The organism is Halorhodospira halochloris (genome assembly GCF_002356555.2).
GTDB lineage: Bacteria > Pseudomonadota > Gammaproteobacteria > Nitrococcales > Halorhodospiraceae > Halorhodospira > Halorhodospira halochloris.
Genome location: NZ_AP017372.2, coordinates 1,817,187 through 1,835,865 on the forward strand (window position 1 = coordinate 1,817,187; position 18,679 = coordinate 1,835,865).

Below are 18,679 nucleotides of genomic sequence, written 5' to 3' on the forward strand. Positions count from 1 at the left end.
AAGCCTCCAGGGATGGATTCACGGCGTCCTCCATACCGGGGCAGCTAGATGGCTCAGGGGAGTTTCCGGAGGCACCTCCTACACCTATCCCAAAAGAGATACCCAAACCCTCCCATTCGCCCCCGTGAATAGATATTCCCTAACCGCATTGCAGCGGCTAAATTGACGCAAGACAATTAGCCGGGAAAACACAGCAACCGGCCCCGAGCCAACAAACCAAGGGTGAAACCACCATGGCAAACAAGACCTATGACACCCCCAAGCTCGACGAACTCGAAAGCGGCCCCTGGCCCAGCTTCGTCACCGGGCTCAAACGGCTCGCCGCAGACAAACCGATGATCGCCGGCGTACTCGGCCAGCTCGAACAGTCCTACACCGACCGCAAAGGCTACTGGAAAGGCGGCACCGTCGGCGTCTACGGCTACGGCGGCGGCATCATCCCCCGCTTCACCGAACTAAAAGATGCCGACGGCGAGCCCCAATTCCCCGAAGCGCAAGAATTCCACACCATGCGCTTCATCCCCCCGGCCGGCATGCACTACTCAACCCAAACTCTGCGTGACATCTGCGACATGTGGGAGAAGCACGGCTCCGGGCTAATCGCCCTCCACGGCCAAACCGGCGACATCATGCTCCAAGGCACCACAGCAGATCAGGTCCAAGAGTGCTTCGATGAGTTCAACGAGTACGGCTTCGACCTCGGCGGCGCCGGCCCCGCCGTGCGCACCGGCATGTCATGCGTAGGCGCCGCCCGCTGCGAACACTCCTGCTGCAACGAGCAGAAGATCCACCGCATGCTCATCAACAACTTCCTTGATGACATGCACCGCCCGAGCCTGCCGTACAAATTTAAATTCAAGGTCTCCGGCTGCGCCAACGACTGCATGAACGCCATCGAGCGCTCCGACTTTGCCGTCATCGGCACCTGGCGCGATGCAATCGAAGTCGACCAAAGTGAAGTTCAAGCGTTCGTCGCCCGCAAAGGCCGGCAGTACACCATCGACAACGTCATCACCCGCTGCCCCTCCGGCGCGCTCAGCTTGACCGATGACGATCAGCTCGAGATCGACAACTCCAGCTGCGTGCGCTGCATGCACTGCATCAACGTCATGACCAAAGCGCTCTCACCCGGACAGGAGCGCGGCGTCGCCATCCTCGTCGGCGGCAAACGGACCCTGCGCATCGGCGACCTATTCGGCAGCGTAGTCGTCCCCTTCCTGCCCCTGCGCAACCACGAAGACTACGAAAGGCTCCTCGAGATAGCCCAAGAAGTGGTCGACTTCTTCGCCGAGAACGCCCTCGAACACGAGCGGGTCGGCGAGATGATCGAGCGCATCGGACTGCCCAACTTCCTTGAGGCAGTAGGCCTAGAGGTCGATCCGAACATGATTCGCGAGCCGCGCTCCATCTCCTACGTGCGCATGGACGATTGGGATGAACAGGCCGAGAAATGGCACCAACGCCAACAAGAAAGCGCGGCCTCTTAAGCCGGCAGCCAGAACTGGAGGAGAGATATAATGGCCGAAGCACAAACTCAGCCCCGGCGCCCGATTGAGAGCGGCACCCCGGACCCGTTCCCGCATATGCACCCGACTCTGCGGCGCAACTTCGGGCTGTGGAAGTACCACGACCGGCCCCGCCCGGGGGTACTCCACCACGTCTCCCACACCGGCGAAGAGGTCTGGACGGTGCGCGCCGGGACCCAGCGGCAGATGGATCTAGCCACCATACGCAGCCTCTGCGATATAGCCGACGAGTACGCCGACGGCTATATCCGCTTTACCATCCGCTCCAACGCCGAGATCAGTGTCGCCGACGAGTCCAAAGTCGAACCCTTGATTAAAGCGCTGCAGCAAGCCGGCTTCCCCGTTGGCGGCACCGGCCCATCGGTGACCATGATCTCCCACACCCAGGGCTGGCTGCACTGCGACATCCCGGCAACCGACGCCTCAGGGGTGGTCAAGGCGCTGATGGATGAGCTGCACGAAGAGTTCATCAACGAGCGCATGCCCAACCGCGTGCACATTACGACCTCCTGCTGTCAGATAAACTGCGGCGGCCAAGGCGATATCGCCATCAACATCCAACACACCAAGCCACCGAAGATCCAGCACGATCAAGTCGCTAACATCTGTGAGCGGCCATCAGTAGTCGCCCGCTGCCCGGTTGCCGCGATTCGCCCGGCGGTGGTCAACGGCAAACCCTCGCTGGAGGTTGATGAGAGTAAGTGCGTAGCCTGCGGCGCCTGCTTCCCGCCCTGCCCGCCGATGCAGATTAACGATCCTGAGCACTCCAAGCTCGCCATCTGGGTTGGCGGCAACCACTCCAACGCCCGCGGCGTACCAAGCTTCCATAAGATGGTGGTGGCCGGTCTGCCGAACAATCCACCACGCTGGCCCGAAGTCGCCGAGCAGGTTAAGAAGATCCTCTACACCTACCGCGATAACGCCCGCGATTATGAACGGGTCGGCGAGTGGATCGAGCGCATCGGCTGGGTGCGCTTTTTCGAGATGACCGGACTGCCCTTTACCAAGCACCATATTGAGAATTGGCACGGCTCGCGGGCTAAACTGAACACCTCCGCCCACCTGCGCTTCTAAGGAGGATAGCAATAGATGCAATTTGCAATCTTGGTAAACGAGGCACCCTATCAACACCAGGCCAGCGACAGCGCCTATCACTTCGCCAAGGCAGCGCTGGAGATGGGCCACTCCGTGCCGCGGGTGTTCTTCTATATGGACGGGGTCCACAACGCCAATCGCCTGCAGGAGCCGCAGCAGGATGACCGCAACATCGTCCGGCGCTGGTCGCAGTTGGCCGAGGAGCACGATGTCGATTTGGTTGTCTGTGTCGCCGCCGCCCTGCGCCGCGGCATCAAAGACGAGATCCTAGCCCCCGGCTTTCGCATCTCCGGACTCGGGCAACTCGTCGAGGTCGGCATCCAGGCCGACAGACTGGTCACCTTTGGCGACTGAGCCGCGCCGCGGCGCGCAAGCCGTGGCTAGCGCCCCAGGTAACCAGATAAGACCAACCAGGCTCAAACAGTAGGCGCGAGCGCCCCTTACAGCCGAACACAGGAGGGCTAACCGTGGAAGACGAATTCGACAGCGGAGAGATAAAGCGGTTTATGTTCGTTAACCGCAAGGCACCCCATGGCACCATCTACGCCCTCGAGGCGCTGGAGGTGGTCCTGATCAGTGCCGCCTTCGATCAAGATGTCAGCCTAGCGTTTCTCGACGACGGAGTGCTGCAGCTACGCCAGGGGCAGAACGCCAACGCCATCGAGATGAAAAACTTCGCCCCGACCTACCGCGCCCTCGAGGGCTACGACATCGAGAAGCTCTATGTCGAGCGCGAATCTCTTGAAGAGCGCGGCATGAGCAGCGATGACCTGGTAGTGCCGGTAGAGGTGGTGGATCGCAACCGGATGAGCGAGTTGATGCAAGGGCAAGACGTGATCATGTCGTTCTAGCTAGAAAGTGTTGGATAAAGTCACAACCCGACTCAGCTGCAACTATTTGTGCAAAGAGGCCAACAATGCTGCACACCGTAAACAAATCACCGCTACAGACACGCGATTTGGACTCGTGTCTGGCCCATCTCGGCGACGGCCGTCTGCTCTTAATTGAAGACGGCGTCTACGCCGCCCTTGCCGCCGCCCCGAGTGCTAGTCAGCTTGCCGATGCCGCTGCGGCGGGGCGGGTTTATGCCCTCGGGCCGGATATGGAGGCACGCGGCTTAGCTGCAGATCACTTAGCCGCAAATATCCAAGTGGTTGACTATCAGGGCGTCGTACAACTGGTTATCGATCACGGGCCCCACCAGGCGTGGGTCTGAGGAAACTGGGCGCCTAAGGAAATAGGCAACTTATAAAAAATCTCGTTAGACGTGCTGCATTGAGGAGAGAGGAGAAGCAGTTATGGCAATCGAAGTAAACGGCACCACAATCCCCACCGATGAAGAGGGCTACATTGAGGATCTCAGCCTATGGAGCCCCGAAGTAGCTGAAGTAATGGCCCAAGAGGACGGTCAAGAGCTAACCGAACAGCACTGGGAAGTCATCAACTTCCTGCGCGAATACTACGACGAGTACCAGATCGCCCCCGCGGTGCGGGTACTAACCAAGCAGATCGGTAAGCGCATGGGCCCGGAGAAGGGGAACAGCAAGTATCTTTATGAGTTATTCCCTTACGGCCCAGCCAAGCAGGCGTGCCGCTATGCCGGCCTGCCTAAGCCGACCGGCTGCGTCTAAGTAAGCTCGTAATAACGCCCTGCAGAGACTCTTGAGAGGTAACGGGCGAGCCACTCGAGGTAGCTCGAAGATGGGGCTCAAGAACCTCTGCAGGGCCCCAGACCAGCTGAGCAGAGCGGAGTGGGACAAGGCGCCGAGGGATGGCAAAGCGCATCGAACAGGTCGAATGAGGCAGGTTAGATGGTTAATAGACACGACTTGGCTGTAACGAACCGGGGCTCAGGTAACTGGGGGTGTAAGCCGTGCTGACCGTAACCTTCGCCCTACTCTTCTACGCTGCCACCGCCGTGCTAGTTGGCGGTTTGGTAGCGCGCCTCGCCCTGTATGCTGAGACACCGGCGCCGCTGCGCATCCCTACCACCCCAGCCCCGACCACTAAAAGCGGGGTGGCCCTGCGGGTGGCTAGCGAGGTGCTGGTCTTTTACAGCCTGTTTCGCTCCAACAAATGGATTTGGCTGCTCGGCTGGGCCATGCATATCGCCCTGCTGTTGGTAGTATTGCGCCACCTGCGCTACTTCCTCGAGCCGGTACCGCAGTGGGTAGTCTGGATCCAACCACTCGGGATCTATGCCGCCTACGCACTGATTGTAGCTCTAATCGGCCTGTGGCTAAGGCGCGTGATCATAGATCGGCTGCGCCATATCAGCAGTGTATCTGACCATTTAATGCTCGCCCTGCTACTCGCCATAGCCCTGAGCGGCCTGGCGATCAAGCACCTGCAACCGACCGATATCGTCGCGGTTAAAGAGTTTTTCATCGGCCTGATTCGCTTTAACTGGCAGCCGCTGCCGGCCGATGCGCTGCTGCTCGGTCACCTGAGCCTAGTCTTGCTGCTGATGGTCATCTTCCCGTTCAGCAAACTACTCCACGCCCCGGGGGTCTTTTTCAGCCCGACGCGCAATCAGCCCGACAACCCCCGCGAGCAGCGCCACCTCGCGCCGTGGGCTGCCGCTATCGAGCGTCAAGGCAATTCCGCCAGCGCCGCATCCAGCAACGCTGCCACAGCCAACGGCGCAGCGCGCGCCGATTCACCAAAAGCCCCAGGTAACCCTGGTAATCCTGGCGGCTCGGACGACCAAAGCAGCAACGCCGCCCCAGGCAATTCAGGGCAGCCAGCGCAAGGGAGGCAGTCGTGAGCCAGGAGACCTTTACTGCACCTCAAGTCCCGGAGGACCCTCAGGATCTGCTCACCCCACCCAATCAGCCGGGGGCGCGCGCCGACAGCCGCCCCCACATGGCCAGTGCCGAACACCAGGAAGCTCTCGACTTCCCCGGCGCTCTCCCGAGCAATTGGCAGGATATTGCCCTTGAACACTTCGAGAAGCTGCTCGAGCGCAGCCGCTCGTTGCGCGTCTATTTAGACAGCTGTGTCCGCTGTGGGGCATGTACCGACAAGTGCCACTTCTACCTCGGCACCGGCGACCCGAAGAACATGCCGGCGGCCCGGCAAGATCTGCTGCGCGATGTCTACCGCCGCCACTTCACCCCCGCCGGACGCAACTTCCCGGGCTTAGTACGCGGCCGCGAACTGACCAAAGAGGTCCTCGACGAGTGGTTTGTCTACTTCCATCAGTGCTCTCAGTGTCGCCGTTGCTCGGTATTCTGCCCCTACGGCATAGACACCGCCGAACTGTCGATGGCCGCGCGTGAACTGCTCGACGCCGTCGGTTACGGCCAGAAATACACTAACGAGATCATCGGTAAGGTCCACAAGATCGGCAACAACCTCGGCCTCCCCGGTCCGGCCCTAGAGGATACCCTCGAGGGATTAGAGGAGGATCTTAAGGACGATACCGGGCACGATATCCGTATCCCCCTTGATGAAGAGGGGGCCGACATACTCTTAGTCACCCCGTCGGCCGACTTTTTCGCCGAGCCGCACGTCGACGGCCTGATGGGCTACGCCAAGGTCTTCCACCAGGCCGGGCTGTCCTGGACATTGAGCAGTTACGCCTCCGAGGCCGCCAACTTCGGCATGTTTATCGGCAATTACGAGCAGATGCGTGCGATCGCCGCGCGCATCCGCAAGGCGGCGGTGGATCTCGGCGTTAAGCGTATAGTTATCGGCGAGTGCGGCCACGCCTGGCGGGTTGCTTACAGCTTTTGGAATACCCTGGTGGGCATCGGACAGGGGGCGGCAGAGGACGATGAGTACGCCCGCGCCCTGCAGGATCAACTCGATCCCAACTACCCCATCCCGCAGCATATCTGTGAGCTAACCGCCGACCTGCTCGAGTCAGGAGCCCTGCACCTCGACCCGAGTGCTAACGAGCATTACGGCGGGGTGACCTTCCACGACTCCTGCAATGTCGCCCGCGCCTCGCGCATGGGCGCACGCCCTGGCGGTCAGTTCGAGATACCGCGACGACTGCTGCGCGCCAGTGTACCGCGTTTTTACGAGATGGCCCCAGGCACTACCGGCGATGCCACCTTCTGCTGCGGCGGCGGAGGCGGCCTGCTCACCGACGAGCTGATTGAGCTACGGGTCCAGGGCGCGCTACCGCGCGTGAGCGCATTACGCGAGAGCATGGAGACTTACGGCGTCGATCGCATGGTCGCGATCTGCGCTATTTGCAAGGCTCAGTTCACTAAGGTTTTGCCCTACTACGACATCCCCCGCGACACGGTCATGAGTCTGCACGAGGCGGTAGGCAACGCCGTTCGCCTAGATCGCGGAGAAGGCTAGCAACAGCGCACAGGTTTATAACGGGAGATAACAAGATGGCGAGCAACGCTGAGCAGATGTACACCTTCCGCCGCTATGAAGAGGGCGCTAAGGGGCCGCGGTCATGGCGCGAGCAGATCTTCCACGCCGGCAGGTCACACCAGTGCCCGACCTACGTCCACCGCACCCCGCCCTGCCAGAGCAATTGCCCGGCCGGAGAGGATATCCGCGGCTGGCTACAGATCGCCCGCGGCCTGCAGCGCCCCGATCCAGAGCAGGACTGGCAGGCCCTGGCCTTTACCCGGCTCAGTGAAGCCAATCCGTTTCCCGCTATCATGGGCCGGGTCTGTCCGGCACCTTGCCAGCAGGGCTGTAACCGCCGCGTAGTCGACGATCACATCGCCATCAACGCCATCGAGCACACCATCGGTGACTACGCCCGCGAGCACGGCCTCAGCCTCGGCCAACCGGGACCTGACAGCGGTCAGCATGTTGCTATCATCGGCGGCGGTCCAGCCGGACTGGCTGCGGCCTATCAACTACGCAAACGCGGCCACCGCTGCACGATATTCGAGGCCCAAGCCGAACTCGGCGGTATGATGCGCTACGGCATCCCCGGCTACCGAGTGCCGCGCCAAGTTCTCGATACCGAGATCGAACGTATTCTTGCCCTCGGCGTTGAAGTCCGCTGCAGCACCCGGGTCGGCTCTGATATCAGCCTTGAGCAGCTTGACAACGACTACGCTGCCGTAATCTGGGCCCTCGGCACCCACGAAGGCCGCCCGTTACCGGTTGAGGGGTGGGACGACACCCCTAACTGCCTCACCGGGGTCGAATTCCTGCGCGCCTTTAATGAGGGCCGGCTAGCCGCGGTTAGCGATCGCATCCTAGTGATCGGTGGCGGTGACACCTCGGTCGATGTCGCCTCGGTTGCCCGTCGTCTCGGTTACAGCGCCGATCTGCCCGATGAGGACAACCCCGAACACGCCGTGCTCGGCTATACCGCCCACGATGCCGCGAGCATAGCAGCGCGGGGAGGAGCCGAAGTGACCTTGACCTCGCTCTTTCCGCGGGAGCAAATGACCGCCTCCGAACACGAGATAGAGGACGCGCTGCGCGAAGGTGTCGATCTACGTGACGGTGTCATGCCCATCGCCATCATCCACGATGATGACGGCCGCGCTAAGGCGCTACGCTTTGCCCAGTGCCAGATCGATAAGGGGCAACCGCAGCCAATCGACGGCACCGAATTCACCATCGAGGCAGATCTGATTATCGCCGCCATCGGCCAAAAAGGTAATCTTCAGGGGGTTGAGGAGCTAGATAACGGCCACGGCTTTATCGACGCTGGTAAAAACTACCAGGTCCCCGGTCGCCCGGGCCACTTCGTCGCCGGCGATATCATTCGCCCCCACCTGCTGACTACCGCGGTCGGCCAAGCTGCCAGCGCGGTACATAGCCTCGACGCCTATCTCCGCCACGGCGAACCGGCGCGCCTACCCAAGATCAATGTCCATCACTTCAATCTGCTTGAGGAGTTACGCCACGCCGAGCGCGAACCAGAGCCGTACGACTCGGCATCGACCCGCGGCACGGATACAGCAGCTTTCGCCGTCCACAATTACGAGGATCGCGGCCACGCCGAGGTTATCCGCCACGATCGACTCTACCTCGGCTACTTTAAACCTGGACAGCGGGCGGTACGCGAGCGGCGCGAAATCGATGAAGAGCAGGTGATTGGCGATTTCAACGAGAGGCTGCAGCCCCTGCCTGCCGAACAGGCCCAAGGCGAGGCTAAACGCTGCATGAGCTGCGGGCTTTGCTTTGAGTGCGATAACTGCGTCGCCTACTGCCCACAAAGCGCGGTCAAGCGCTTCCCCAAAGCCCAGCGCAGCGTCGGCCGTTACGTCTTTACTGATTACAGCAGCTGTGTTGGCTGTCACATTTGCCGCGACGTCTGCCCTACCGGCTTTATCGAAATGGGGCTCGGTGAATAGTGCTGAAAGGAACCTTTAAAAGCTCCCCGGAGCCATTATCTACCCCGGTGTGGAGGTCTTGGCGCCAGGGATGGCGCCATGAAGCCTCCAAGGATGGATTCACGGCGTCCTCCAAACCGGGGTAGCTAATGGCTCCGGAGGAGCGTTGAGTTTTCTTAAGAGTGGGGCTAGAAGCACCTTGGAGAAAAGAGCTGGAACAGCGGGGAGGAATAGTCATGGCAGGCGTGCATAGACTGCTCTGGGCGGCGGTTGCGGTAGGCGGACTGTTCGTCGTCGCCGGCGCGGCTGCTCTTCTCGGCGATCGCGACACCACCGCCCCGCAGCCAGAGTTTAGCGCTGCCGGCGAGTGTATAACCGCAACCGAGCAAATGCGCCGCGAACATCCGCATCTGCTTGCCGAGCGTATGCACCAATCGGTGCGTGAGGGCAAACGCGATGCAGAGCAAAGCATGCACGGCTGTGTCGACTGCCATGCGACACCTCCGGAGGAGCAGGAGGCTGGCGCCGACCCGATGCAGTTTTGCAGCAGCTGCCATGACTATACCGGAGTGCAGATCGGCTGTTTCAACTGCCACGCTGACGGCAGCAATCCAGACAATTACGGCAGCAGCCCAGACAACTGAGGAGAAAGACCATGAGCAGGGAACCAAGCAACTGCCCTAGCCGCCGTCGCTTTCTGCTCCAAGCCTTAGGGGCGGGCGGCGCGGTTGCCGGCATGACTATCGCCCCTGGGGTTGTACTAATCAGTACCGCTGCCGAGACGAACGAGCCGACCGCCAAGCCTGGCGCGGGTGCCGACGCTGCTAAACGCTGGGGGCTGCTTATCGATACCCGGCGCTGCGCTGAAGATTGCTCGGCCTGTATCAGCGCCTGTCGGCAAGAGAATGGCTGGGAGGAGCCGCGCGATCCCGATAAGGACCCGCAGTGGATTCGCAAGATGAAACTCACCGATCAGCGCGAGGAGCCGATATCACTTCCGCTGATGTGTCAGCACTGCAAACACCCGCCGTGCGCCTCGGTCTGCCCGACCCAAGCCACCTTCAAGCGCGCCGACGGGATCGTGCTAGTCGACAAACACCGCTGCATCGGCTGTCGCTACTGCATGATTGCCTGCCCCTTTCAGGCGCGCTTCATGCCCCAACGCCCGCTCGGCACCGCCTCACCCAACCATCCGCGCGCAAAGGGAGCGGCTGAGGGCTGTACCTTATGCGTGCAGCGGATTGATCGCGGCGAGCAGCCGGCCTGCGTCGAGCGCTGCGCCGAGCAAGGTAATAAGGCTCTGCTCTTCGGTGATCTGAACGACCCCCAAAGCTCTATCAGCCAGGCCCTTAGACAGTCCGGCGGCAGCACCATTCGCGCTGAACTTCGCCTAGAGCCGGCAGTGCACTATCAAGGCATCGTCTGAGCAGCGGCGAGAGGAGGAAGAGCATGGCGTCACGCACCCACTATCATTGTCTAGGCTATAGCTCCCCGGGGTTTTGGCTAAGTAGCGCTGCCTGTGCCACCCTGGCCCTCGCCGGTGCCGGCACAGCGCTCTATCTCATGCTGCTCGGCCACCACGTCACAGGTATGGGGACCCAATTAGTCTGGGGGATACCCCACGTCTTCGCCCTGACCCTGATCCTCACCGGTGCCGGCGCCCTAGCCATTGCCGCTAGCTCCCAGGTCACTAAGCTCAGCAGCGGCGCAGCGCTGCAGCCGCTTACCCGGCTCGGCGCCATAGTCGCCAGCGCCTTACTAATCGGCGGCTTGGCTGTGTTGGTATTTGACCTTGGCCGACCGCTGCAACTGCCAGTAACCTTCCAGCACTTTAATTTTAGCTCCAGCTTCGCGCGCAATATCCTCTTCTATCTCGGCTTCTTTGCCATAGTCGGGCTGCTGCTGTGGACTCAGTTCGATCCGGCGATGCGCCGCTTCTCGCGCGCTGCCGGCTGGTTGGCAATTATTTGGCCACTCTTGCTCGCTGCTAATGTCGGCTCCATATTCGCCCTTCTCAGTGCTCACGAGGCCTATCGCGGCGGCTTAATGATCCCGCTGCTATTTAGCGCCGGGCTAACTTACGGCAGTGCCGCCTTGCTTCTAGCCTGGCTCGCGGTCCACTACCACTCACCTAACGCCGCTAGTCAGCCGGTGAGCGAGCGCTTGAGCTCTCTGCTCGCGCTGTTTATCGGCGCCCATGCCTCGATACTCATCGTCCACGTGCTCAGCATGTTCTACATGCCGGCTTATCGTGACGCAGCCAGTTTCCTCCTCATCGACGGTGGCATCTACCCGGTCATCTTCTGGCTTGGGCAGGTGCTCACCGGTATGATCATCCCCTCTCTCCTCCTGCTGTCGGGGGTGGCCCGCAGGCATGCCGGGTTGCTCGCCATAACGGCGGGTCTGGTGCTGCTTGGTGGGCTAGCCCATCTTTTCGTGATGGTCGTCGGCGCCCAAGCGCACCCATTGTCGATATTTCCCGGCTATGAGGTGACAGGCGCCGTCTTCGATGGGGAGGCTTTCTATTATTCACCTAGTCTATGGGAGTGGTTATTGGGGATTAGCGGTGCCGCAATAGCCACACTGATCGTCCTCATCGGGCTACGCATACTCCCGCTTACCCCTTACTATAGGGGGCCATGAGCCGAATATATATCTCAGCCCTACATAAATCGTCGGGCAAAACAACACTCGCCATCGGCATCACCGCGGCGCTCAGCGCTCGCGATGTGACCGTGCAACCCTATAAGCGCGGCCCCGACTATATCGACCCGGGCTGGCTCAGCTTGGCGGCAGGAAGGCCTTGCCATAATCTCGATTTCCATACCCAGAGCACGGCGGAACTGCTGAGCAGTGTTGCTGAGACCGCCGCGCAGTTCGCCCTGATTGAGGGCAATAAGGGGCTCCACGACGGCACTGATGCACAGGGCAAAGACAGTAACGCCGCCCTCGCTGCCTTGTTGCAGACGCCGGTTGTGCTGGTAGTTGACTGTCGCGGCATGACCCGCGGCATCGCCCCGACCTTGCTCGGCCATAGCCAGTTTGATCCGCGCATCCAGGTCTCCGGGGTAATCCTCAATCGGGTTGCCGGCAGTCGCCACGAGCGCAAACTCCGGCAAGCTGTGGAGCAATACACCGACATCAGCGTCCTCGGGGCTATCCCCGATCAAAGCGAATTAGCCATCGCCGCCCCCTACCTCGGCCTGGTGCCGGCCCCGGAGCAACGGGAGCAAGCGCAGCGGACAATTCGCACCATCGCCGCGGTAACCGCTGAACATGTCGATCTCGAGCAGACTCTTTCTATAGGACGCCTTGAAAAACTCACTCGATCTGACTGGTTGCCCGGGTGTGAAGGACGCCGTGAATCCATCCCTGGAGGCTTCACAGCGCCATCCCTGGCGCCAAGACCTTCACCCCGGGACAACCAGTCAGACCGGTGGAATCCTGCAAGTTGCCCCATAGGCCGCAAACAAGAGCCGAGCCGCGCGCCATCCGTGGAGTCACACCCTCCACCGCGGCACTATGAGCAGCCCTCGCAGGCTGAGGCTACTCTGCGCTTGGGTGTGGCTTACGATCAGGCCTTCAACTTCTATTACCCCGGCGATTTGCAGGCACTGCAAGCGGCGGGGGCCGAGTTGGTCTGGATCGATATGCTCAGCGCGCCCGAGTTACCACCGCAGCTCGACGGTCTACTCATCGGCGGCGGCTTCCCCGAGCGTCACGCCGCCGCGCTGGCTGCTAATGAATCGATGCGGGCTTCGGTATCCGCTGCGGCGCTAGTCGGACTACCGATCTACGCCGAATGCGGCGGCCTTATGTACCTCTGCCAGCACTTGACCATCGGGGACGCCACCTATCCCATGGCCGGGCTATTCCCGCTGACTATCGCCATGAACCGTAAACCGCAGGGGCACGGTTATGTGCGCCTGCAAGTCAATCCATCTGCGCCGTGGTCGCCCGCAGCGCCGGGACAAAACGAACTGCCGGCTCACGAGTTCCACTACTCGGCGCTAGCCGCCGCAGCTCCCCGCGATGCTGAGTCGACCTTTACCTATGCCTACCAGATACAAGGCGGAAGCGGACTCGGCAACGGTCATGACGGTCTGGTAAAGGCCAACACCATGGCCAGTTATGCCCATTTGCGGCACACTCAGGCTAGCCCGTGGGCGGATAATTTCATCGCTTTCCTCAGGCGAGCCTCTAAAACTACCCCCTGAGGGAACCTCTAAAACTTCGCCGGCGCCACCATCCGCCCCGGTGTGGAGGACGCCGTGAATCCATCCCTGGAGGCTTCATGGCGCTATCCCTGGCGCCAAGACCTCCACACCGGGGCGGATGGTGGCGCCGGCGAAGTTTTAGAGGCCACCCTGAGCCATTTGGCTGCCCCGAAAAGCTTATAAAGTAGGTCAGGCTGATCCGCTCGCGTCATAAATACTGCAGGCCCTTCCCTTTTGCCCATTTGTATGTATATAGTCTAATAAATGGTTGCACTGAAGATTGGCAGCCCGCAACCATAAGCAAAACAAACTTTAACAATAAAAAAAGCCGTTACAGACAGCGCAAAAAACCATAAAAATAGCGTTGGCAAACCTATAACAGCAAAGAATAAAAACAATAATACAAGTTAATCTGCTGCCGCAGGAGGAGAGACCATGTCGGCTGCACCAGAGATACTTAGTCCTTGCGCGGTTTTTGACGACCCCAGTAAGGCGGCGATTGAAGGTAACCAGCTCGACAAAATCTGCGCCTTAGGCGTGCAGATTAGTTCGGCAAATACCCTCGATCAATTGCTCAACGGCTACCTCTACGAGTTAGTCCAGAGCACCGGGGCTTATGGCGGCGCGATTCGCCTCTATGATCAGCAGACAAACTTGCGTCTAGTAGAGGCCTACGGCCTCGACTCCGGCTTTGTCGACCTTGAGCGACGACGCCCGGCAGAGAAGTGCTTCTGCAACGCCGCTGCTCACCAACAGCAGGTCAGGTGCAATAACGACCTCCAATTTTGTACCCGCAAGGTCGGGCGCAGCCCGGTAACTACTCACCCCGGGCTAGCAATGCTAGCCGTGCCCATAACTGAGGGATCTGCCACCCTAGGCATATTTAATCTCTACTTTGAGCGCGGCCAACTCGACAACTGGGCTGCTATGCCGCAGGTTATGCTGCGCTTAGGACAACAGCTAGGCGGTGCTATAAGCCGGATACGCCAACAGCAACAACATCAGCAGAGCTCAATCCAACAAGAGCGCATGCTCCTAGCCCAGGAACTGCACGACACCATAGTCCAGGAAATTGCTGTACTGCGCTTACACATCAGGCAGCTGGAGGCGAACGCCACCAGCAAACAAGCAACCATCAAGCAGTTGCGCGAGCGCATCGAACAGCTCAGTGGCCGTATAGATAGCGCCAACAATCAGGTCCGCGAGGTGATGCAACAGTTCCACAGCCAGGCCTTGGGAGCTGAGCTGGATACCGCCCTCAAACGCCTAGTTAACCGCTTTCGCCGCGATAGCCAGATCAATATCCGTCTGCTCAACAACTGGCCGACGCAAGCCCTTGAAGAGCGTCAAGAGCTGCACATTCATCGCATTGTTGAGGAGGCCCTAACCAATGCCTGGCACCACGGCAACGCCAAAAATGTTCTTATTGTGCTGGCCACAGAAGATACTGAGTTACACCTGCTCATTGAGGATGACGGCAGGGGCTTTCACTCCACTACGGCAAGCGCTGACAACAACACTAAAGCAACGGCTTTAGACAAGGGCGGACGCGGCTTCGGGCTTCCCGGCATGCGCGAGAGGGCGCGACAATTGGGCGCGCTGCTGCAAATCGACAGCGAACCAGAGCAAGGCACGCAAATCCACTTGCAGCTACCGGCAGCGCAGATTCGTGACTGGCTTGGCACAGGCCCGGCGCGAACCGAGGAAGATCACAATGCGCGTACTCCTTGTTGACGATCACCGCCTGTTTCGGGCGGCACTGCAGGAGCTCCTATCAACGCAAGGGATAACGACGGAGACCGGCTCAGGTGAGGATGACGTTTTAGCTCTCGCAGCAAGCTTTAAACCCGATCTAGTCCTGCTCGACCTGAAGATGCCCGGTCAAGATGGCCTCACTCTGCTTGGTGAACTCCACGAGCGCTTTCCCCAGCTGCCGGTAATTATGCTAACCGGCAGCGAGGAGGAGAAGAATCTCTTTGATTGCCTGCGGGCTGGGGCGCAGGGTTACCTACTCAAGGATAGTGACCCGGAGTATCTAGTCTCCGCCCTCCATGAGGCGACCAACGGCCGCATCCCGGTCGCCCCGCAACTCACCGACACCCTAGCCCGTGCCCTAGGCCAGCCACCCAGCGAGCGTGATCCTCAGCAGCCACCAGACCCCTTCGCCGCCTTAACCCCGCGCGAGAAGGATATTCTCGAACGGCTTGCGGTTGGGGAGAGTAATAAGGTTATCGCCCGTCATCTTGGTATCTCTGATGGTACCGTAAAGCTGCATGTCAAATCGGTTCTGCGTAAACTCGGCGTCCATTCACGGGTGGAGGCGGCTATAAAGGCCCTCGATCTCGGCCTACCGCGCGCTAAATGAACAGCCCAACAGGCTTCATGTAGTCAGCCCCGGAGCCATTATCTGCCCGGTGTGGAGGTCTTGGCGCCAGGGATGGCGCCAAGGAGCCTCCAGGGATGGATTCACGGCGTCCTCCACACCGGGGCAGATAATAGCTCCGGGGAAGTTTGTAGAGGTGCCCAATTAGGATATAACTATCCTGAAATGGGTATTCCATCACATTCCCAGCCATGCAAAAATCCGCCTGGTTTGATTAATGTCATCAGGGGAGAGCCGCAATGGGCCTGGACACGTTAACCTCAGCTCACTGGCTGCTTTTCGGCAGCACCTTTGTGGTTGCAGTAATACTTGGTGCAGTGGTCAACAAGACCAATTTTTGCACCATGGGGGCGGTCTCAGACATAGTCAACATGCAGGATTGGCAACGCATGCGGGCCTGGATTCTAGCCATGGCTGTAGCCATTATCGGTGTCGGACTGCTCGAACCGCTGGGCCTGATAAGCGCCGATCAGACCGCACCACCTTATCGAGGAGTGGATATATCCTGGGCCGGGGCCATAGTTGGTGGCCTGCTATTCGGCATTGGCATGACCCTGGCGAGTGGTTGCGGCAACAAGACGGTAGTCAGGATAGGCGGCGGTAACATCAAGTCACTCTTTGTGGCCATAGTCCTCGGCTTGGTAGCCTACTTTACAATCAATCCACCGGGCCTTGATGACCCACTGCGCATAGTCTTATTCGAGCCCCTGGCCATCCCCCATACCCACGGCCAAGACTTGGGCAGCCTCATCGCGGGCGAGGCAGCAGAGCTTGCCCGGATGTTTATCGCTGTGATACTTGGCGCGGCGCTGCTCTTTTTTGTCTTCCGCGCCAGCGAATTCCGAGCAAACAAAAACCATATCCTCGGCGGTTTAGTCGTAGGCTTAAGCGTAGTAGCTGTCTGGGCCCTATCGAGCAGCATCAGCGTTGAGGGTGAACGCCCGCAAGGGATAGTATTTGTCGGCCCCATCGCTGATACACTGGAGTTTTTCGCCGGCGGCCTCAATTTCTCGCTGATGAATGTAGGCGTGGCCGTAGTCCTTGGGGTGATCGTCGGATCGCTACTCTGGTCGCTGATCAGCGGAACCTTTCGAGTTGAGTGGTTTGCCTCCAAGCAAGACTTCAGCAACCACTTTATCGGCGGCATTCTCATGGGCTTAGGCGGCCCACTGAGCATGGGCTGCACCTTCGGTCAAGGCATAACTGCCCTATCCACTTTGGCCATAACGGCGCCACTAGCGATTGCCGGATTGATTATCGGCAGCGCCTTAACCATGAAAGTCCAGTACTACAAAATGCTGCATGAGGATGAGGCGACTGTGGCCAAGGCCTTGATCACCGGCATGGTCGACCTGCGCCTGCTACCCCAATCGATGAGGCGTCTGGATGACATCTAGGCAGGCTAGCCGGCGGCTATCGACGGCCCGCCGGTTAATCCCGGCAAACCAGTGGCAGCGACCGACTCCCTCTACCCTCAAGGCCGACCTGATAGCCGGCATAACGGTCGCTCTGGTCCTGATCCCGCAGTCCATGGCCTACGCCGCTTTGGCCGGGATGCCCGCCTACTATGGCCTTTACGCCGCTTTTTTGCCGGTTATGGTGGCTGCGTTGTGGGGATCTTCGCCACAGCTCGCTACCGGTCCGGTGGCGGTAGTAGCACTGCTGACCGCATCAGCACTTACCCCTTTTGCTGAGCCGGGCAGCAGTGAATACATAACCCTGGCCATAACTTTGGCCATGATGGTCGGCCTATTTCAGCTGCTGCTCGGCCTCTTCTCGCTCGGAACCCTGGTCAACTTTCTCGCCCATCCGGTAATCCTTGGTTTTACCAATGCTGCAGCCATTGTCATCGCCCTTTCGCAGGTTAATGATCTGTTGGGCATACCCATGGATCGTGAGGCGGGCATGCTCAGCGGCGTCATCAAGGTGCTCGCCGACATTGGCTCAACCCACCTACCAACCCTATTACTCGGGTTGGCCGCTCTGCTGATCATGTTCGGCTCACGCCGACTGATTCCCAGCATACCCGGGGTACTGATCGCAGTAGTTGCGCTGACCCCGGTAAGCTATGTGATCGGCTACGCCGAGATGGGCGGTGAGGTAGTCGGCGAGATCCCCGCCGGCATACCCACTCCAGCTATGCCCGCCTGGGACTGGGAGACCATCCGTGCTCTGTTGACCACCGCTGCTGTCATTGCCCTAGTAGGGTTCATGGAGGCCATATCGATCGCCAAGGCACTAGCTGCTAAGACACGCGATCGCATCGACCCCAACCAAGAGCTGGTCGGTCAGGGGCTAGCCAATATTGCCTCAAGCTTATCCCAAGCCTTCCCAGTCAGCGGCTCTTTCTCGCGCAGCGCAGTAAACCACAGCAACGGTGCCCGCACCGGGATGTCCTCGGTCTTCACCGCAGTTATGGTCGCCTTAGCACTGCTCGTGCTAACCCCGCTACTCTACCATTTGCCGATGTCGGTGCTGGCGGCAATTATCATAATGGCCGTGATTGGTCTGGTTAACGTCAAGGCCATGATCCACACCTGGAAGACCCATACCCATGACGGTGCCGCTGCGCTGACCACTTTTGTAGCCACTCTGGCATTTGCCCCCCATCTTGATTACGGCATTGTCATCGGGGCGGGGCTTGCAATTGTCCTTTATTTGCTGCGCACCATGCGCCCCCGAGTAGTGATCCTCTCCCGCCACCCTAAAGACGGCACCTTACGCGATGCCCAGCTTTTTAAGTTGCCTGTCAGCCGCCATATTGCAGCGCTGCGCTTCGATGGCCCACTCTACTTTGCCAATGTTGGCCACTTGGAAGACCGCACCCTTGAGATCAACCACGACCATCAAGAGGCGCGCTTCCTGCTGTTGGTTGGTGACGGAATAACCTCCATAGACTCATCGGGGATAGAGACGCTCCATAATCTCCACCAAAGACTCCACGATAACGGCGTAACCCTGGTTCTAGCCGGCATCAAACTGCAGGTCTGGGAGGTTATGCAACGCGCCGGGTTAGATAAGGAGATTGGCCATGACAACATCTTCCGCAATGAAGACGACGCCATTCGCGCGATACACCAGCGCATCGATGATCCGAGTTTCGATCCCCGCTCCTGCCCGCTGCGTCCCGTTTAGGCGCACAGGCAGCATCCATTGTCCTTGGGAAACGTTCTAAAACTGAACTGA

The 18,679-nt window shown here is 59.7% G+C and carries 17 protein-coding genes and 1 pseudogene; all 18 read left to right on the forward strand.

Features of this window, described 5'->3' with window-relative positions; all coding sequences use genetic code 11:
• Positions 1-233 precede the first annotated feature (233 nt).
• The 18 genes and pseudogenes from dsrA (at position 234) to HH1059_RS08370 (ending at position 18,628) form a co-directional block, all read left to right on the forward strand.
• Positions 234-1,487, forward strand: a complete 1,254-nt coding sequence (gene dsrA / locus HH1059_RS08290; protein ID WP_096409741.1) for a dissimilatory-type sulfite reductase subunit alpha — start codon at positions 234-236, stop codon at positions 1,485-1,487.
• Between the two features lie 30 nt (positions 1,488-1,517).
• Positions 1,518-2,600, forward strand: a complete 1,083-nt coding sequence (dsrB, locus tag HH1059_RS08295) for a dissimilatory-type sulfite reductase subunit beta (protein WP_096409742.1) — start codon at positions 1,518-1,520, stop codon at positions 2,598-2,600.
• A 15-nt stretch (positions 2,601-2,615) separates the two neighbouring features.
• On the forward strand, positions 2,616-2,975 hold the full coding sequence (gene tusD, locus HH1059_RS08300; RefSeq protein ID WP_096409743.1) for a sulfurtransferase complex subunit TusD: 360 nt from the start codon (positions 2,616-2,618) through the stop codon (positions 2,973-2,975).
• 152 nt (positions 2,976-3,127) lie between these two features.
• Complete coding sequence (gene tusC / locus HH1059_RS08305; RefSeq protein ID WP_096410383.1) at positions 3,128-3,472, forward strand: sulfurtransferase complex subunit TusC; 345 nt, start codon at positions 3,128-3,130, stop codon at positions 3,470-3,472.
• A gap of 65 nt (positions 3,473-3,537) precedes the next feature.
• On the forward strand, positions 3,538-3,837 hold the full coding sequence (gene tusB / locus HH1059_RS08310) for a sulfurtransferase complex subunit TusB (protein WP_096409744.1): 300 nt from the start codon (positions 3,538-3,540) through the stop codon (positions 3,835-3,837).
• 82 nt (positions 3,838-3,919) lie between these two features.
• Complete coding sequence (locus HH1059_RS08315; protein ID WP_096409745.1) at positions 3,920-4,252, forward strand: TusE/DsrC/DsvC family sulfur relay protein; 333 nt, start codon at positions 3,920-3,922, stop codon at positions 4,250-4,252.
• 242 nt (positions 4,253-4,494) lie between these two features.
• Positions 4,495-5,229 (forward strand): annotated as a pseudogene (locus HH1059_RS08320) (respiratory nitrate reductase subunit gamma); the annotation flags it as partial.
• A 155-nt stretch (positions 5,230-5,384) separates the two neighbouring features.
• The gene (gene dsrK, locus HH1059_RS08325; protein ID WP_231901912.1) at positions 5,385-6,938 is read left to right on the forward strand and encodes a sulfate reduction electron transfer complex DsrMKJOP subunit DsrK; all 1,554 of its coding nucleotides are present in this window, start codon (positions 5,385-5,387) and stop codon (positions 6,936-6,938) included.
• 35 nt (positions 6,939-6,973) lie between these two features.
• Positions 6,974-8,914, forward strand: coding sequence for an NAD(P)-binding protein (locus HH1059_RS08330; RefSeq protein ID WP_096409747.1), 1,941 nt, complete (start codon positions 6,974-6,976; stop codon positions 8,912-8,914).
• A 215-nt stretch (positions 8,915-9,129) separates the two neighbouring features.
• The gene (locus HH1059_RS08335) at positions 9,130-9,537 is read left to right on the forward strand and encodes an Hdr-like menaquinol oxidoreductase cytochrome c subunit (RefSeq protein WP_096409748.1); all 408 of its coding nucleotides are present in this window, start codon (positions 9,130-9,132) and stop codon (positions 9,535-9,537) included.
• 11 nt (positions 9,538-9,548) lie between these two features.
• Entirely contained in the window at positions 9,549-10,319 is a 771-nt protein-coding gene (dsrO, locus tag HH1059_RS08340) for a sulfate reduction electron transfer complex DsrMKJOP subunit DsrO (RefSeq protein WP_096409749.1), read from the forward strand.
• 23 nt (positions 10,320-10,342) lie between these two features.
• Complete coding sequence (gene nrfD, locus HH1059_RS08345; protein ID WP_096409750.1) at positions 10,343-11,536, forward strand: NrfD/PsrC family molybdoenzyme membrane anchor subunit; 1,194 nt, start codon at positions 10,343-10,345, stop codon at positions 11,534-11,536.
• Complete coding sequence (locus HH1059_RS08350) at positions 11,533-13,110, forward strand: cobyrinic acid a,c-diamide synthase CobB (protein ID WP_096409751.1); 1,578 nt, start codon at positions 11,533-11,535, stop codon at positions 13,108-13,110. The genes nrfD and HH1059_RS08350 overlap by 4 nt, the downstream gene beginning before the upstream one ends.
• Positions 13,111-13,164: 54 nt before the next feature.
• Complete coding sequence (locus HH1059_RS13965; protein ID WP_275951831.1) at positions 13,165-13,293, forward strand: hypothetical protein; 129 nt, start codon at positions 13,165-13,167, stop codon at positions 13,291-13,293.
• 252 nt (positions 13,294-13,545) lie between these two features.
• Positions 13,546-14,844, forward strand: coding sequence for a GAF domain-containing sensor histidine kinase (locus tag HH1059_RS08355; RefSeq protein ID WP_096409752.1), 1,299 nt, complete (start codon positions 13,546-13,548; stop codon positions 14,842-14,844).
• Positions 14,825-15,475, forward strand: coding sequence for a response regulator (locus HH1059_RS08360; protein WP_179948760.1), 651 nt, complete (start codon positions 14,825-14,827; stop codon positions 15,473-15,475). Before HH1059_RS08355 ends, HH1059_RS08360 begins: the two co-directional genes overlap by 20 nt.
• 257 nt (positions 15,476-15,732) lie before the next feature.
• Positions 15,733-16,890 (forward strand): YeeE/YedE family protein, encoded by a 1,158-nt coding sequence (locus HH1059_RS08365; protein WP_096409753.1) that lies wholly within the window; start codon positions 15,733-15,735, stop codon positions 16,888-16,890.
• Positions 16,880-18,628, forward strand: a complete 1,749-nt coding sequence (locus HH1059_RS08370) for a SulP family inorganic anion transporter (protein WP_096409754.1) — start codon at positions 16,880-16,882, stop codon at positions 18,626-18,628. Before HH1059_RS08365 ends, HH1059_RS08370 begins: the two co-directional genes overlap by 11 nt.
• Positions 18,629-18,679 lie beyond the last annotated feature (51 nt).

Bases quoted from the DNA above. Each gene is read 5' to 3' on its own strand.
- HH1059_RS08335 (WP_096409748.1), top strand. From the start codon at position 9,130: ATGGCAGGCGTGCATAGACTGCTCTGGGCGGCGGTTGCGGTAGGCGGA.
- HH1059_RS08355 (WP_096409752.1), top strand. From the start codon at position 13,546: ATGTCGGCTGCACCAGAGATACTTAGTCCTTGCGCGGTTTTTGACGAC.
- HH1059_RS08360 (WP_179948760.1), top strand. From the start codon at position 14,825: ATGCGCGTACTCCTTGTTGACGATCACCGCCTGTTTCGGGCGGCACTG.
- tusB (WP_096409744.1), top strand. From the start codon at position 3,538: ATGCTGCACACCGTAAACAAATCACCGCTACAGACACGCGATTTGGAC.
- tusD (WP_096409743.1), top strand. From the start codon at position 2,616: ATGCAATTTGCAATCTTGGTAAACGAGGCACCCTATCAACACCAGGCC.
- HH1059_RS08315 (WP_096409745.1), top strand. From the start codon at position 3,920: ATGGCAATCGAAGTAAACGGCACCACAATCCCCACCGATGAAGAGGGC.
- dsrB (WP_096409742.1), top strand. From the start codon at position 1,518: ATGGCCGAAGCACAAACTCAGCCCCGGCGCCCGATTGAGAGCGGCACC.
- HH1059_RS08370 (WP_096409754.1), top strand. From the start codon at position 16,880: ATGACATCTAGGCAGGCTAGCCGGCGGCTATCGACGGCCCGCCGGTTA.
- tusC (WP_096410383.1), top strand. From the start codon at position 3,128: ATGTTCGTTAACCGCAAGGCACCCCATGGCACCATCTACGCCCTCGAG.
- HH1059_RS08365 (WP_096409753.1), top strand. From the start codon at position 15,733: ATGGGCCTGGACACGTTAACCTCAGCTCACTGGCTGCTTTTCGGCAGC.
- dsrO (WP_096409749.1), top strand. From the start codon at position 9,549: ATGAGCAGGGAACCAAGCAACTGCCCTAGCCGCCGTCGCTTTCTGCTC.
- nrfD (WP_096409750.1), top strand. From the start codon at position 10,343: ATGGCGTCACGCACCCACTATCATTGTCTAGGCTATAGCTCCCCGGGG.
- HH1059_RS08330 (WP_096409747.1), top strand. From the start codon at position 6,974: ATGGCGAGCAACGCTGAGCAGATGTACACCTTCCGCCGCTATGAAGAG.
- HH1059_RS08350 (WP_096409751.1), top strand. From the start codon at position 11,533: ATGAGCCGAATATATATCTCAGCCCTACATAAATCGTCGGGCAAAACA.
- dsrA (WP_096409741.1), top strand. From the start codon at position 234: ATGGCAAACAAGACCTATGACACCCCCAAGCTCGACGAACTCGAAAGC.